The sequence below is a fragment of the Paraburkholderia unamae genome (assembly GCF_003096875.1).
Taxonomy (GTDB): domain Bacteria; phylum Pseudomonadota; class Gammaproteobacteria; order Burkholderiales; family Burkholderiaceae; genus Paraburkholderia; species Paraburkholderia unamae.
In genome coordinates, this window is record NZ_QEOB01000001.1 from 845994 (window position 1) to 861794 (window position 15801).

At 66.0% G+C, this 15801-nt stretch carries 12 protein-coding genes; 4 read left to right on the plus strand and 8 right to left on the minus strand.

All coding sequences use genetic code 11. From position 1 onward, the window contains the following. Nucleotides 1-19: 19 nt before the first annotated feature. Nucleotides 20-673, minus strand: coding sequence for a hypothetical protein (locus tag C7402_RS46740; protein WP_165841771.1), 654 nt, complete (start codon nucleotides 671-673; stop codon nucleotides 20-22). Nucleotides 674-855: 182 nt separating this feature from the next. Between C7402_RS46740 and C7402_RS03755 the strand changes: the two genes are divergently transcribed. Beyond that, the gene (locus tag C7402_RS03755; RefSeq protein WP_224038997.1) at nucleotides 856-1533 is read left to right on the plus strand and encodes a DapH/DapD/GlmU-related protein; all 678 of its coding nucleotides are present in this window, start codon (nucleotides 856-858) and stop codon (nucleotides 1531-1533) included. Between the two features lie 91 nt (nucleotides 1534-1624). Here C7402_RS03755 and C7402_RS03760 read toward each other — a convergent pair whose 3' ends face one another. The 3 genes from C7402_RS03760 to C7402_RS03770 form a co-directional block, all read right to left on the minus strand. After that, the gene (locus C7402_RS03760) at nucleotides 1625-2764 is read right to left on the minus strand and encodes a polysaccharide biosynthesis/export family protein (protein WP_116609628.1); all 1140 of its coding nucleotides are present in this window, start codon (nucleotides 2762-2764) and stop codon (nucleotides 1625-1627) included. 329 nt (nucleotides 2765-3093) lie between these two features. Then, a complete protein-coding gene (locus tag C7402_RS03765) occupies nucleotides 3094-4374 on the minus strand; it encodes a glycosyltransferase (protein ID WP_181565579.1) in 1281 nt (426 codons plus the stop codon). Next, nucleotides 4371-5777 carry a hypothetical protein gene (locus C7402_RS03770; protein WP_116609629.1) on the minus strand — a complete coding sequence of 469 codons (1407 nt, stop codon included), beginning with the start codon at nucleotides 5775-5777 and terminating at the stop codon, nucleotides 4371-4373. The genes C7402_RS03765 and C7402_RS03770 overlap by 4 nt, the downstream gene beginning before the upstream one ends. Before the next feature lie 312 nt (nucleotides 5778-6089). Between C7402_RS03770 and C7402_RS03775 the strand changes: the two genes are divergently transcribed. Next, complete coding sequence (locus C7402_RS03775; RefSeq protein ID WP_116609630.1) at nucleotides 6090-7253, plus strand: acyltransferase family protein; 1164 nt, start codon at nucleotides 6090-6092, stop codon at nucleotides 7251-7253. Between the two features lie 79 nt (nucleotides 7254-7332). On the opposite strand, the gene C7402_RS03780 is transcribed toward C7402_RS03775, so the two are convergent. After that, nucleotides 7333-8634, minus strand: a complete 1302-nt coding sequence (locus C7402_RS03780) for a glycosyltransferase (RefSeq protein ID WP_372460339.1) — start codon at nucleotides 8632-8634, stop codon at nucleotides 7333-7335. 253 nt (nucleotides 8635-8887) lie between these two features. On the opposite strand from C7402_RS03780, the gene C7402_RS03785 reads away from it, so the two are divergent. Continuing rightward, a complete protein-coding gene (locus C7402_RS03785) occupies nucleotides 8888-10159 on the plus strand; it encodes an oligosaccharide flippase family protein (protein WP_116609631.1) in 1272 nt (423 codons plus the stop codon). 40 nt (nucleotides 10160-10199) lie between these two features. Here the strand turns inward: C7402_RS03785 and C7402_RS03790 are convergent, their stop codons facing one another. Next, the gene (locus tag C7402_RS03790) at nucleotides 10200-11375 is read right to left on the minus strand and encodes a glycosyltransferase (protein WP_244314726.1); all 1176 of its coding nucleotides are present in this window, start codon (nucleotides 11373-11375) and stop codon (nucleotides 10200-10202) included. A gap of 485 nt (nucleotides 11376-11860) precedes the next feature. On the opposite strand from C7402_RS03790, the gene C7402_RS03795 reads away from it, so the two are divergent. After that, a complete protein-coding gene (locus C7402_RS03795) occupies nucleotides 11861-12799 on the plus strand; it encodes a glycosyltransferase family 2 protein (RefSeq protein ID WP_244314727.1) in 939 nt (312 codons plus the stop codon). Nucleotides 12800-12844: 45 nt separating this feature from the next. On the opposite strand, the gene aroG is transcribed toward C7402_RS03795, so the two are convergent. Together aroG and tldD are read right to left on the minus strand one after the other, a co-directional pair. Continuing rightward, nucleotides 12845-13918 carry a 3-deoxy-7-phosphoheptulonate synthase AroG gene (gene aroG / locus C7402_RS03800; protein WP_112171870.1) on the minus strand — a complete coding sequence of 358 codons (1074 nt, stop codon included), beginning with the start codon at nucleotides 13916-13918 and terminating at the stop codon, nucleotides 12845-12847. A gap of 404 nt (nucleotides 13919-14322) precedes the next feature. After that, the gene (gene tldD, locus C7402_RS03805; protein WP_116609632.1) at nucleotides 14323-15789 is read right to left on the minus strand and encodes a metalloprotease TldD; all 1467 of its coding nucleotides are present in this window, start codon (nucleotides 15787-15789) and stop codon (nucleotides 14323-14325) included. Nucleotides 15790-15801 lie beyond the last annotated feature (12 nt).

Genomic DNA, 15801 nt, shown 5'->3' on the forward strand with positions numbered 1-15801 from the left:
AGACGACGTGCCGCGTCGCTTACCAGGGCGACTTGTAAAGCTGCGCGTTGGACTGACCCGACGATCCGTACGGACTGGCATACGGATTGCCATAGAGCTGGGCCGTCGGCGAGGTCTCCTTGGCGCCGTAGTCATACCCGGAGAATGCGGAATGGCCCCTCGCGCCGCCGCCGGTCTTCGACACCGCGTTGCCCGCGCGCGACATGCCGTTGGCCGCGATCCGGCTGCGGCTCGAAGCGCCCCGGCCGCCGCTTGCGGCCGCCTGGCCGCCATCGCGGCCACCCGAGGCGCTCGCCTCGCTCGCGGCGTAATCGCCAGGTGTCACGACGTGCATGTGCTTTTCGTTCGTGAGCGCGTCTTCGGCGTCGCTCGGCGAGGCGCCGTTGCTGGTGTACGGGCTCACGCTGTACGGATTGTCCGATGTTCTCGGGCCGCCGAGCATGCGTTGTTCATCGGATTTTTGACGGCTCACCGAGGACGACAGGGTGTCGCCTTGACCGCTCGTCGTTTCAGACGAGCCGGACGAGGCCGCGCCCGGCGCGAGTTGCGCAAGCGCGGCGCATGGCCAGGCGGCGCACGCGGCTTGCAGCGCGACGGCGAGCACATAAGGGGCGGCGTTGCGGAGCGTGCCGTGCACGCCCCCCGGAGCCTGACGACGAGAAAGATTGGGCATGGCGTCTATCCTGCGCGCCGCCAACAATGCGGCGTCATGCCTTCATGTTGCCCACACCGCGCCCGGCCGCCGCGCCAAAACCCCGGCAGTGTCGGCCACGCGCGCGAGCGGGCATGACGGCCGCCCGATAATGAAACGGCAAGCCGCAAACAGAAACCGACCCGGATGGGCAAGGAGCGTTCATGGCGGAAACGGTCGAAGGTATCGGGAGCATGGGCATCGGTGCTCGCGATGAGGGCGCGGGCGAGCCGTCGCCTGCGGGCGTCGCGCAGCCGCATGCGTCGCCGTCCACACAGGCGGAAATTCGCGTGATCGACTTGAGCCGCGCGGGCAAAGGCAACTACGTCGCGCGCCGCGGCAAGCTCGTGCAGGCCGTGTGGTACGTGGTCGAGACCTGCGTGCTCGACAACCGTCTGCTGCCGCTCTCGGCGCTGCGCGTGGGGCTCTTGCGCCTCTTTGGCGCGAAGGTCGGCGCGGGCTGCCGCCTCGTGCATCCCATGCGCGTGAAGGCGCCGTGGAATCTCGAGATGGGCGAGAACTGCTGGATCGGCGTGGACGTGTGGATCTACAACCAGGCGCCCATTCGCATCGGCTCGAACGTGTGCATTTCGCAGGGCGCATTTCTCAGCGCGGGCTCGCACGACCTGCGCACGAACATGGACCTGCACGTGGCCCCGATCGTGATCGAGGACGGCGCGTGGGTCTCGTCGAAATGCGTCGTGCAGATGGGCGTGACCATCGGGCGCTCGGCCGTCGTCACGCCGCTCTCGGTCGTGCATCGCTCGCTCGAAGCGGGCGGCGTGTATGGCGGCAATCCGTGCCGCTTCATTCGCTGGCGCTTTCAGGAAGGCAAGTCGTAACGCTGCGCGACCGGATCACCCCGGATCGCTTCCAGACGGAACGCGAGCAGGCCCGCAGGCCTGCTCACATCAACCCCCATCCGGCTCCAGACTAGTATCCCCCGTAGCCCACCGCCCGGCCTGCCGCCGCCGCCTGCGTGCTCGGCAGGATCAGGTTGACCACGCGGCTCCACTTCACGAGCGCGGAGGCGTCGACGAACACCACGTCGTTCGGCTTCAGATCGAACTCGTCGGCCGTGGCCATCGCTTCCGGTGTGGAAGCGTCGAGGTGGAAGACCGTTCGATGTCCTTCTTTTTGCCCGCGCACCACGTACACCTGCGAGGCGTCGCCCGAGCCCTGGCTGATGCCGCCCGCGTTACCCAGCGCGTCGTTCAGCGACAGATGCCCGTTGTCGAACGGAAGCGGACCGGGATGGCCGACTTCGCCCAGCACGAACACCCGGCTTTCGTTGGCCGAATACACGCGCACGAGATCGCCGTTTTGCAGCAGGATCTTGTCCGGGTTCACGCCCTTCTTGATCATGTCGGGGATGTTCACCAGGATCGTCTTGTCGCCGCGCGTCACGCTAACCCGCGAGCGGTCGCCCGCCGCCGTGAAGCCGCCCGCGCGGTTGATCGCCTCGGGCAGCGACATCGTCATGTCGTTGAGCACCATGAGGCCCGGCGTGCGCACCTCGCCGTCCACATACACGCGGCGGCTGCGATACGACTCGATGCGCAGCGTCACCTGCGGCTTGTTCAGGTAGTAGGCGAGCTTGCTCGCCACGAGGTTGCGCGCTTCCATCTCGGTGAGCCCGGCCACGTGAATCGGGCCCACGTAGGCCACCTGGATCGCGCCCGACGAGTCGACGGTATAGCCCGAGTGCACCTGGCTTGCGCTTTGATCCTGCTGCCCGTTGCCGCCGCCGCCGCCGCCCGAGGGCAGGTTCATCTCGGGGTGATCCCACACGACGATGCTCAGCACGTCGCCGGGCCCGAGCGTGTAGGGCTTGGGCGTGCCGAACAGCGTTTCGACGTTGGTCGGGATCGTGGTCGGCCGCTCCGCCGCCTCCTTCGCGACCAGCTCGTTGTTGATCTCGACGAGCGCGCCGGCCGGCGGCTGATCGTCCTTGCCGCCGGTGCGCGCGGCGCCGGTGGCGGCCTTTGCCTGGGTGACGCTCGAAGGCGCCGTCATGCCGGGCGACAGCCCGCAGCCCGCGATCAGGGCCGTGATCGCCGCGAGCGCCGCCATGGCGGCCCATGCGCGGCCTGCCGTCGCCCTGCGATGAGCGCGTGTGCTGCTGCATGCCTCGCTGCACGAGAGGCCCTCGTGCGTGCGTTGCGTCGCGGTTGCGTCGTTGGCCTGCGCGCTCGAACCAACCGGTGTGTTGTTTAACATAGTCTTGCCCCCTCACTATCAGGATTCGCACATCGCCACGAAAGTGCAACGCCGGGCTTATCGTTCGTATGGTTTTGACGCTTCAGCCGCGTTGCTTCGTCACCCCTGCCAATCCCAGCCAATCCGCTATCTGATTCATTGCGCCGCCCGCGGATTCAACCTCGGGCCGGGCGCTGCGACATTCAGTTCTGTGCCGACGCCGCGTGTTCTGTGTGCTCTGCGCGATCCGTGCGCTCCGCCTGCTCCACATCCGGATCGACGCGTGCCATGACGTTGATGGGACGCCCCGCGCGCAGCCGCGCGCCGGCGTGCGACGGATGCTCCTGCAACAAGCCGAGCAGCGCGCGCACCATGCGATCCATCGCGAAGCGCGCGTCGAAGGTGTGCCGCGCCTGGGCGCGCATCGCGTCGCGCGCGCGCTCGTCCAGTGCGCGCCATGCCGCGAAAAGCCGCCGCGTGCCCGCCACCGTGTCCGGTGCGACGAAGCCCGCTTGATCCGCTTCGACTTCGCGCCACACGCCGACCTTGTCGGAGACCAGCACGGGCAGACCGCACGCGAGCGCCTCCGCCACCGACACGCCGAAGTTCTCCTGGTGCGAGGGCAGCACGAACACATCGCTTGCAAAAAACGCGCCCCACTTGAGGTTGCCTTGCAGCATGCCCGGCCAGCTGATGCGGTGCGCGATGCCGTGCGATTGCGCGATCGCCTGCAAGGCCGGCTGCCAGTTGCCTTTGTCGGGGCCCGCCATCAGCAGGTGCGCGTCGGGCGTCTCGCGGGCATGTTCGGCGAACGCGTGAATCAGCATGTCGCAGCCCTTCTTCGGATGCAGACGGCCGAGAAACAGCACGATGCGCTTGTTCTGCAAATGCGGCGATGCTTGCAGAAAGGCGTCACGCAACGTGCGCGCGTCGTCTTGCGGCCCATTGGTGCCGAACGGCACGACGCGCTCGTTTGCGCGATAGAGCCAGAACGATTCGCGCGCGAGCAGGCGTTCCTCGTCGGTCGTGAAGACCACGGCGGCGGCGTCGCGCAGCACGCGATAATCGGCCCACGGCCAGTACGCCCACTTCTTCATATGCTTGACGGGATAGGTGGTGCGGAACCACGGGTCGAGCATGCCGTGCGTGTAGACGTAGTAGGGCACCTGCGCGTGACGCAGCGCGCGCCAGGCGCCGAAGCCGTGGTACTGCCAGAGTCCGTGCACGATCGCGGCGTCGAAGCGCCCGGCGTTCGCGCGCAGCCACGGCACGTAGCCGGCGCTGTAGCCGTAGTGCCCGCGACCGGGCCCGAGGGCATGCAGCGAAAGCGGAAAATCGCGCACGTAAGGCGCGTCGATCGGATCGAGCGAGGCCACTTCGATCTGATGGCCGAGCGCGCCCATGGCGAGGCCGCTCTGGCGCACGCCTTCGATCGGGCCGCCCGAGCGGGGGTCGACGGTGGACACGAGGTGCAGGATGTTCATCGGGGCTCCGGAGTCGCATAGGTATTGAGCGGCACCGGCGCCGCCGGGGGCGCCGTTGGTCTGAAAGCGGGTTCGGCGTGTTCGCGCCGGTAAGCCGGGTGCATGCGCTGCTGACGGCGCACGAGGTCGATGCGGTGATGCAGTTGCGAGTACAGCGCGACGATCAGGCCGAGCGCGATGCCGTACACGAGCCCCGAGAAGCGCGTGCCGAGCGGATTGCCGCCGATCGATGCGCCCGGCAACGCGGCGAGCATGAGAATCGCCATGCTCATTGGCATGAGCAGCGGGTGGCGCGGCGCGATGCGGCGCCAGCGCCGGAAGGCCCGGCCGGCGACCACGAGCGCGACGATCACCGCGAGCGGCATGCAGGCGCCGAACAGGATGCCTTCCGCGTAGAGCTGATACACCCAGAAGTTGTGGCCCGCCACCCAGTCGCTGGTGTTGAAATAATCAGACTTGCTGAACGTCTGGTTCACGTACTGAAAATAGAGCGGCGAATAGCGGTACTCGTGGCCAAAGCCCTTGCCGAACAGCAGCGATTCCGCCGACGCGGTGACCTGGTCGTACTGGTCGCGCATCTCCGCGATACGCGTGACGGTGGTCGGGTCGCGATCGGAGTCCGAGTTCTGTGCGGCGTTCACGCGCTGGGTCCAGTGGTTCGTGATGGACGGGAAGAGCCACGCCGTGCCCACGCCGAGCGCCACGACGAACGAAAGCGCCACGCCCGCGCGGAAGAACGACTTGATCAGATGGCTCAGCGACGGTGAGGCGAGCCACGCGGCGAACACGGCGAGCAGCACGGTGGCGAGCAGCAGGCTGCGCGTGACGCTCAGCAACTCGACCACCAGCGTGGCGAGGAAGACGAGCACCATCGTCATGTTGAAGCGCCGCGCGACGATGAACTGGTGCAGCAGCATGCCTTGCAGCGCCAGCAAGGTCGGCGAGACGATCCGGAAGCGGATATCGGAAAGCGGTCCGCCGACGGCGAGCAGACCGAAGCAAAACGTGAATAGCAGGCCCAGCACGTTCGCATAGTAGAGCGCGCGCTGCATCTGCATGACGCGTATGGGGTGCCACGGGCGGCACATCGCCAGGTAGCCGAGCACGAACAGCAAAAACGGCAGGATCACGCGCAGGTACTGGCCAACGGGGTTGTGCTGGAGCATCTGGGCGATCACACTGCCCACGAGGCTCAATACGAGCGCGCCCGTTACGAACGAGCGCAGGCGAGCCGGACGCGCGAAGCGCGGGCCGATCATCGCGAGGATGGCCGACCCGGCGAGCGCCGGAAATACGGCCAGCCATTGTGCGCTGTGCCCGAAGCCGGAGTCGGGCGCCTTGTAGTCGAAGGCGAGAGGCACAAGACACACCCAGATCCACAAAACGGCATGTTTGTTTCGCATCGGCATTCCTCCCGGTGCGGTGCATGGGGTCGCATGACGAATGCGTCGTGCGGACGCGCGGCATGCGAAGGCTCAAGTCAATATAAAACGGCGCAAGAGGCTTGCGCATGCGCGTGGCGGGAAGCGGCTGGGTTGTGGCGGCCGGAAAAATATTCTGATCCGGTACGTGGTTTGCCGTACACGCGTGGCCGAGAACGCCGGGAAGTTGGCGCACGCTGCACGGCGGCTGTGCGCATGATGGGGTCAGCAGGAGTAAGTTTTCAGCGTCTGCCTTGCTGGGGATTTCGGCACGGACTGAGCGAGGAAAGCGTCATGAAGCTGATGCACGGTGTGAGGTTGTCGACGCGTGGGCGATCCGTCGAGCTCGACTTCGTGCGTGGCATCGCAATCTTCGTCGTGATGGGCTATCACTTTCACACCGTGCGCACCGGCCATGCGTGGGTCGGCATTCTCGAGTACCCGCTGAAAAGCTTCGGCCACGAAGGCGTGAACCTGTTTTTCACGCTGAGCGGTTTTCTCGTGGGCGGGCTGCTGTTGCGCCAGTATGCGCAGTCGGGCCGGATCGGCGCGCGGCGCTTCATCGTGCGACGCATCTTCAAGATCTGGCCGGCGTACTACGCGCTGATCCTCTTTCATGCAATTGCCGGCCGCCACCCGCGCGACACGTTTCTCTGGCAAAACCTCACGCACATGCAGAATTACTTCGGCACCTCCATTGCGCAAACCTGGAGCCTTGCCGTCGAAGAGCACTTTTATCTGTTTCTGCCCGCGCTCCTCATCCTGCTCGCGCATTTCAAGCTGCGCGCGAACGCGCTCATCGTCGTGATGGCCACGCTGTGCCTGATCGTGCTCGGCGCGCGTTGTGCGGCGGTCGCGAGCGGCGACCTGGAGGGCGCATTCAATTACACGCAGTACCGCATGGACAGCCTGCTCATCGGCGTCATGCTCGCGACCGTCTACTGGATGAAGCCCGAAATCTGGCAAACCGTCGCCGCGAAGAAACGCTGGCTCCTTGGCGCGGTGGCGCTGCTGCTTGCCTGGCTTGCATTCGCCACGCCCCACGTCGCGCTCGACGAGAGCGTGGGCTACACGATCCAGGCGCTGGGCTTCTGCGCCTTCATCGTGCTCGTGCTCGAACATTCGGGGCGCGTGCGCTCGACGTGGCTGTATCGCGGGCTTGCGTGGCTGGGCGTGTATTCGTACGGGATCTACCTCTGGCATTCGCTCGCGCTCGCGCCCGGCGACTACCTGATCCACAAGGCGAGCGCGCTCGGCGTGCCCTCGCTCGTGGCCTGGCCCGTGGTGCTCGCGGCACAGTTTGTCATCGCCATCGTGCTGGGCTATCTGACCACACGCGCCGTGGAATTCCCGTTCCTGCGCCTGCGCGACGCGTTGTTCCCCGACATGCGCGGGGCCGTGGTTGCTGAACGCCAGGAGGGTTCCGCCGTGGAAGGCAAGGTCGAAGGGATTGCGTGAGCCGCTTGCAGTGCACGCAAGATCGGTCGATCAACGCTTTGGTTTGCTAAATATTTGCCGGATTGCCGGGGTGAAGCGCTCAAGCCATCGCAGCTTGCAGCGTGCGCTTGAACTGGTCGAGCGTGTTGCGCGAGAGCAGGTGCTCGCCGCTCGCCTGCATGACCGGCGCGCCTTCGTTCCAGCGCCGGGCGAGCGCTTCGAGCGCACGCGAGATCGTGGCGGGTTCGAGATCGTCGATCAGCGGGCCCATGGCGCCGTCGCGGCAATACCAGCCGATCAAACCGTCGGCGCTCGCCACCACCGGCTTGCCGAAGCGGTACGCCTGCACGAGCACTCCGCTCATCCCGTAGTGCTGCTTGTAGCCGAGCCAGACGGCGTCGCACGCGGAAAAGAGATCGCGCTCCATGTCCTCGGAAACGAACTGGTCGAAGATCACGGGCGCATGAGTGAGTTGCGGCGCGTGCTCGTTGATGAACGCGCGCGTGTACTCCTCCTGCTCGCCGGCGATCACGAGGCAGGGCGCGTCGTGTTTGTGCGCGAGCGCGGGCAATAACTCGCGAATGCCCTTGCGCTCGCTGATCGCGCCATAAACCAGCAGATAACGCGAGTGCGCGTCGAGGCCGAGACGCGCGCGCGCGAGCTGCGGGTCCACGCCCTCGATTTCCGGAAACGGATCGGCCACGTAGTCGAGCGGCGCGGCGTGTCGCGGTTTCGTGCCTGCGAACCAGTCGGGCAAGGTCGGGTCGATCGTGAAGAGCGTTCGCAACCCGCGTGCGCGCATGGCGCGCCGGAACAGCGCCGACTTGGCCAGATCGACGAGCGGCCGGCGCGGCGTGCGCAAGCCAAAATTCGCGTGATGAAACGTCATGCCCATGACGATGGCGATCCAGGGCGTGTCGCCGAACGGCGAGCCCAGCCCGCCGAGCGTGTAGAAGAAGTAATCGGCGTAGGGCGCGACGACCAGGCGCACGCGTTCCGTGCGGCTCACCTGTTCGAGCGCGCGCGCGTAGAACGCGCGAAAGCGCATGTACACGCTCATCGCGTATTGCGGGCCGGGAGGCACCGTATGCAGATCGAGCGGCACGAGCCGCACATCGGGCCGCGCCGCGCTCACCACGCGCTGCGCAAACGGGTGCGTCGCGAACTCGGTATCGGTGATGATGAGGCAGCGATGTCCCGCCTCCACGCAGGCCTGCGAAATCCACTCGACGTAGCGCCAGCGGTGGCCGGTGAGGTTCGGTTCGATGATCGCGATCCAGCCGTCGTCCGTCGACGACGCGGCAACAGGGCTTGCGCCGCCGTCGTTGGCATCGGGCATGTCCGGTGCGTCCGGCGAGTTGGGATCGGCGCTGCGGTATCTGGCGATCGACACGGTGTCCATGCAGGAGGCCTGACGAATAGAAAGTGTTTCGAACACCATAGCAGCGTGGGGCGCGCAGCACGCGCCAAATCGAAGCGTGGTCTGGCCGAAAATGCCTGGGGTGCGGGCGCGTGTTGCGTTGCCGGGCGCGGCCGGACGCGCCACGGCCCGGGCGTCCGAATCCACCTGGCTGATGGCGCTCGGTGACATTCGAGCCGCGGTAACGTCCAGAACTCGGGGTCCAAAAAGCGTTCTCGAACATGGGAGAGGCACATTGCGCGCGATGCGGCTGCCGGCGTTGCCGGTGAAGGCGGGTTTCGGTCCGGGAGCGGCGACCTGGGTATTGCTGCAACAGGTCGTCGTGCGGGGCCTCGTGGCCGTCAAGTTCCTCGTGATCGGGCGCATTCTCGGGCCTTCCGCGATCGGTCTCGCGAGCGTCGCGCTGCTCGCGGTGGCGATTGCCGAAGCGCTCTCCGACACAGGGCTCGCGCAGGCCGTGATCCAGGGCCCCGCGCCGCCCTCGCGCGCCGAAGCGGGTGCCGTGTGGACCACGCTCGCCACGCGCGGCTTGCTGATCGGGCTGCTGCTGGTTGCGAGCGCGCCGCTCATGGACGCGCAGTTCCACCTGGGCGGCGCCATCGGGCTCGTGCAGCTCGCGGCGTTGCTGCCGCTGCTGCGCGGGCTTGCCTCGCCCGCGTATTTCATCGCGCAGCGCGAGCGGCACTTCCAGCACATCGCGGCCATCGAGATCTCGTCGGCGTGCATCGACTGCGGCCTCGGCATCGCGCTCGCGCTGGCGGGCGCGGGGCCGTATTCGCTGCTGCTCGGCATGATGGTCGGCGAGGCCGTGAAGAGCATCGTCACGTGGATCGCGCTCTCGCCGCGCCCGCCGGTGCGGCTGCGGTGGTCGGGCATCGGCCACTACGTCGGCTTTAGCCGCTGGATCTGGGCGAGCAGCGTCATCATCCTCATCACCAACCAGTTCGACAAGGTTGTGGTCGGCAAGCTGCTCGGGCCCACGCAACTGGGCGCGTGGCAGATGTCGTCGAAGCTCGCGCAGATGCTGCTCGCCGATGCCGCGCTCGCGATGTCGCAGTACCTGTTCCCCACCTTCGCCGCGCATCATCGCGGCGGCGCGCAAGCGGCCGCGCGTCTGTTCCGCTGGTATCTCGCCGCGGCGGCGCTCGGTCTCGCGTGCGTGGTGATCGTGCTGCGCTTTGCCGCCGAGCCGCTCTTTTCGCTCGTGCTTGGCGCGGCGTGGCTCTCCGCCGTGCCGCTCTTTCGCATCTTCGTCATCAACATGGCGATCAGCGCGCTGAATTCCGTGCTGGCTTCGTATCTGCGCGCCGTGGGCGACGCGCGCGCGGTCACGGTCGCTTCGCTGCTTCAGGTCGGGGCGCTGATCGTGTCGGTGCCGCCCGCCATGCACCTGTGGAACGTCACCGGCATCGCCTGGGCGATGACGTTCGGGCTGGCTTCCTGCGCGAGCTGGATGCTGTATCGCGTGTCGCGCCAGGGGCGCGCGGCAGGCGCGATGGCCGAGTGAGGCGCTGCTGGCTCGATACGCTCAGGAGGCGATTACGTGCTCACGCACGCAAGGCCGCTTCGACGATCTCGGCGAGCTGATGGCCGAGCGTGGGCGAGTTGAGCTGGCAATACACGGCGTGCGCGGCGGCCGCCGCCGCGCGCATTTCAGCGGGCGGCATGGCCCAGATGCGCCGCAACGTGGCCGCGAGCGCCGGCGCGCCGCCGTCGCGGCCGAAGAAAAAGCCGGTGCGGCCGTCCTCGACATAGCCCGGCTCCGGTCCCATGTGCAGCGGCAGCCGGTCGTGCACGATGGGCGGCAGGCTCAGTGCGAACATGTGCACGACGCTCAGTCCCGCCGAACCGGGATAGCAGCCCACGCGGCAGCGCCGGCTGATCGTGGCGATGGCGTCGTCGTCGAAGAGCGCGCCGTACCAGATCACATCGGTGCGGTCGGCGTATTTGCGTTTGAGTCGCTCGCCGTGCTCGCCGTCGCCGATCACGTGCAGCGCGATATCGTTGCCTTCGTCATGCAACTGGCCGACCACGTCGATCAGCGGTTCGATCTCCGAGCCTTCGCGCAGCCTGCCGATGAAGAGGACGCCGTTCTCGCTGCCGGTTTTCGCTTCGGGTTCGATGCCGCTTGAGACGGTGAGCGAGTTGTTCGCCACCACGAGCTTCGCAATCGGGCAGCCGATGTCGACGAGCGAGCGGCGCGACGCCTCGGTATAGCAGACGTAGCGCACGGCGAGCGCGACCGCGAGCCGGTAGCAGACCGTGCGCATGAAGCCCGCGGACTTGTGCCGGTAGAGCCCCTGGCCGTGAATCAGCACGGGCACGCGCATCATGCGCCCGGCAAGGAGCGCGAGCCACAGCGAAAGATAGCGGACGTCTGCAAAGATCAGGACTGCGTCGGGACGTTCGAGAACGATGCGGCCCAGCACCTGGCTTTGCATACGGATGCGTCGCGAGGGCAGGCCCGCGATACGCGTTTCGACGAACTCGTCGCAGTCGGGCTTCTCGCGCGAAAAGCCGTTGGTCTCCACGCCCTTGGAGCAGGCGAACACCTTCACGGAGAAAAGCCGGTTGAGCGACTCGATGACTTCGATGCGATAGCGCGCAATCAACGGCTGCACGTAAAAGACCACGGGTCGCCTGGTCTGTGCGAGCCGCGTGAGCCCCGCGTCGCATTCGCCTTCGCATGGCGGCGTGCCGGAGGTGACGGTCTCCTTTTCCACTGCCTGGCTCCGACGTGTCGACGCGGTCATGTTGAGGCGATTCTTCCGGGTGATGGTTGATTCGGTCAAATTTGCGCGAATCTCATCTAGCAGTTTTAGGCGAGCGGCTGCAAAAGAGGAATCCAAAAATTGCTATTGGACGAAAGCGGAAAACGCTACCGCGCTATGGGCGATGCGTAATCGATAAAAGCACGATAATGACGCGATAAAAACGCGCAAAACATGCGGTAAAAGGCGAGATAAAGGCGTAATGAAAGGCGCGTAAAAAGCGTGACTCCAACGCGATAAAAAGCGTGCGGTAAATACGCGATCAATACACAACGCGCAGTGCGTGCAGTGCGCGATGCAACGTCGTTCGCAAACTGTTGGAATCAGTCGTTCAATAGAACGTTTCGGACAACTTGAATCGGCGCGTCGCGGGCGTATGAGGGTCCCGTGCTAACCTCGGCGTGAGTCGAAGTGACCACCGGACTGCGGAGAAACCGATGACGACGCGCGCAACCGATGATCTCCCGCTTTCCTGCGCCGCTGTGCATGATGCGAAGGCGCGCATGCGCGTCACGGCGGTGATCGCGACGAAAGGGCGGCCATCGGCGACGGCCTGGGTCGTGCGTCTGCTCGCGCGGCAAACGGTGCGGCCGGACCAGATCATTCTCTCCGCAAGCAACGCGGACGATATCGGCCCGTACGACGCCAACGGTCTGCGCGTGGATGAAATCATCGGCACCGCGGGGTCGAGCGTGCAACGCAATCGCGCGCTCGATGCGCTCGCACCACAAACCGATGTCGTGATCTTCCTGGACGACGACTTCGCGCCCGAGCGGCACTGGATCGAACTCTGCGTGCAGCTATTCGAAAGCGACCCGACGCTCGTGGGCTTTTCCGGCCGCACGCTGCGCGACGGCGCCAACACGCAGCCGATTCCGTGGGAAGAGGCGGTCGCGCTCGTGGACGGCGCGCAAGCCGAAGTGCTGCGGCGTCCGCCGCTGCGGCCCTGCGTGGAGCTGTATGGCTGCAACATGGCATGCCGCGCGCAGGCCATTGCGGATCTGCGCTTTGACGAGCGTCTCGTGCTTTACGGCTGGCTGGAGGACAAGGACTTCTCGCGGCGGCTTGCGCGCCGTGGCGGGGTCGTGTACTGCGACTATCTGCTGGGCGTCCATCTCGGCTTGCGAGGCGGGCGCGTGTCGGGCCGCCGCTTCGGTTACTCGCAGGTGGTCAACGCGATGTACCTGTGCAACAAAGGCGTAATGTCGCGCAAGGAAGCGACCAGCAACATCCTGCGCGCGCTGAGCATGAACTGCATGAAATCGGTGCGCCCGGAGGCGCACCTCGACCGGCGAGGCAGGCTCATCGGCAACGTGATCGGCATCGCCGATTTGTGTATCGGCGCGATCAGACCGGAGCGCGCGGCGCGGCTGTGAGTTTTCACAGCGACGCGCCGCCGCCTGGCCGCCATCACTTCACCATCAGTTGCCCGAGCCGCGCGCGATCCGGCGCTGCTTCACGGCCTCGGCGAGGCCTTCGAGCACGCCTACGCTTTCGTCCCAGCCGATGCACGCGTCGGTAATGCTCTGGCCGTAGGTCAGCTCGCAGCCTTCCTTCAGATCCTGGCGGCCCGCCACGAGGTGCGACTCCACCATCACGCCGACGATGCGCTCGTCGCCCGCCGCGACCTGGCGGCCGATATCGGCGCACACGGGAATCTGGTTCTCGTGCTTCTTCGAACTGTTCGCGTGGCTCGCGTCGATCATCAGGCGCGCGGCGAGGCCCGCCTTGCCGATGTCGCTGCACGCGGCGTTCACGCTCTGTGCGTCGTAGTTCGGCGTCTTGCCGCCGCGCAGGATGACGTGGCAGTCCTCATTGCCCGCGGTCGAGACGATGGCCGAGTGGCCGCCCTTCGTCACCGACAGGAAATGGTGCGGCTGCGAGGCGGCCTTGATGGCGTCCACGGCGATCTTCACGTTGCCGTCGGTGCCGTTCTTGAAGCCCACCGGACACGACAGCCCCGAAGCCAGTTCGCGGTGCACCTGCGATTCCGTTGTGCGCGCACCGATCGCGCCCCACGAGATCAGGTCGGCGATGTACTGCGGGCTGATCATGTCGAGGTATTCGGTGCCGGCGGGCAGGCCCAGTTCGTTGATCGAGACGAGCAATTCGCGCGCGGTGCGCAGGCCGTCGTTGATCTTGAAGCTGTTGTCGAGGAACGGGTCGTTGATGAGGCCCTTCCAGCCCACCGTCGTGCGCGGCTTTTCGAAGTACACGCGCATCACGATTTCGAGCTCGTTCTTGAAGCGCTTGCGTTCTTCGACGAGCTTCTTCGCGTAGTCGACGGCGGCCTTGGTGTCGTGAATCGAGCACGGCCCGACGATGACGATCAGGCGGTCGTCCATGCCGTGCAGGATGCGGTGCATGGCGCGGCGCGATTCGTAGATCAGCGTCGAGGCGGCTTCCGAGCAGGGGAATTCGCGGATCAGGTGAGCGGGCGGCGTGAGTTCCTTGAGTTCGCGGATGCGGACATCGTCGGTGTTGTGCGGGGGCATGGTCGTTTTCTCCTGATCCTGTGTAGCGTGCGTCGTGCGGACGGTGCTTCGAAATTCGGTTAGATGAAAATGTGGCTCGTGAAGCTAAGGGCGAAAAAAAACCGCCAGTCTTGGCTGGCGGTTTCTCGTGTGTTCGGGGTCCTGCGCGTACTATCAACCCTCTCGATCCGCCAGCGGTCTGAGATACCAAAAGAAGTAAAAGTAAAACTTCGTGGCGAACATGGCGGTTTGGGTCTGAACGTTCGTAACGTCGAAAAGGTAATTGCTTTTATAACCCGGCCTTCTCGTGGCTGGCAAGCCGGGTTGTGCAAAAAAGCGGACAATCCGCGAAAAAAGAGTATTGCATGCAGAAAGTCCGCGCGGCGATGCGGTTTTTCCGCACTGCCGCGCACGAAACCTGCAACTCAGACCGTGCCGCCCACCGTCATGCGGTCGATGCGCAGCGTCGGCTGGCCCACGCCCACCGGCACGCTCTGGCCCTCCTTGCCGCACACGCCCACGCCCGAGTCGAGGCGCATGTCGTTGCCGATCATGCTCACGTACTTGAGCGACTCGGGGCCGCTGCCGATGAGCGTCGCGCCCTTCACGGGGTAGGTGATCTTGCCGTCCTCGATCATGTACGCCTCGGAGGCCGAGAACACGAACTTGCCGTTGGTGATGTCCACCTGGCCGCCGCCGAAGTTCACGGCGTAGAGGCCGTTCTTCACCGAGGCGAGGATTTCCTGCGGATCCTTGTCGCCGTTGAGCATGTAGGTGTTGGTCATGCGCGGCATCGGCAGCGCGGCGTACGACTCGCGGCGCGCGTTGCCCGTCACAGGCATCTTCATGAGGCGCGCGTTGAGCGAGTCCTGGATGTAGCCCTTGAGAATGCCGTCCTCGATCAGCGTCGTGCACTGCGTGGGGTTGCCTTCGTCGTCGATGTTCAGCGACCCGCGGCGGTTGGGCAGCGTGCCGTCGTCCACCACGGTCACGCCCTTGGCGGCCACCTGATCGCCAATGCGTCCGGCGAACGCCGACGAGCCCTTGCGGTTGAAGTCGCCTTCCAGGCCGTGGCCGATCGCCTCGTGCAGCAGCACGCCGGGCCAGCCCGGCCCGAGCACGACGGTCATCGCGCCGGCCGGAGCGGGGCGCGCGTCGAGGTTCACCAAAGCCGCGTGCACGGCGTCGTCCACGTACTTCGAGAGGATGTCGTCGGTGAAATAGCCGTAGTCGTAGCGGCCGCCGCCGCCGCCGTTGCCGATCTCGCGGCGGCCGTTCTGCTCGGCGATCACCGTGACGGAAACGCGCACGAGCGGGCGGATGTCGGCGGCGAGCGCGCCGTCGCTGCGCGCGACGAGCACCACGTCGTATTCGCCCGCGAGCGCGGCCATCACCTGGGTGATGCGCGGGTCGCGCGAGCGCGCCATCTGTTCGATGCGCTCGAGCAGCTTCACCTTTTCGGTGGCGTCGAGCGAGGAGAGCGGGTCGGACGGCAGGTAAAGGTCGCGGCCCGCAATGCCGGTGAGCGACTTCGCCACCTGGATTTTCTGCTTGCCGCCGCCGGCCCTGGCAATCGAGCGCGTGGCGATGGCGGCCTGACGGATCGCTTCGGGCGAGAGGTCGTCGGAGTACGCGAAAGCGGTGCGCTCGCCGGACACGGCGCGCACGCCCACGCCCTGGTCGATGCTGAAGCTGCCCGACTTGACGATGCCTTCCTCAAGACTCCAGGCCTCGCTGCGCGTGGTCTGGAAGTAGAGGTCGGCGTAGTCGACGCGGTGCGTGAAGATCTCGCCGAGCGTGCGCGTGAGCACTGCCTCGTCGAGGCCATAGGGCGTAAGGAGCAGTTCCTTCGCGGTCGCCAGATTGCGGATGCCGGGTTCGATGATGTTCATGCGAAGAGTGGG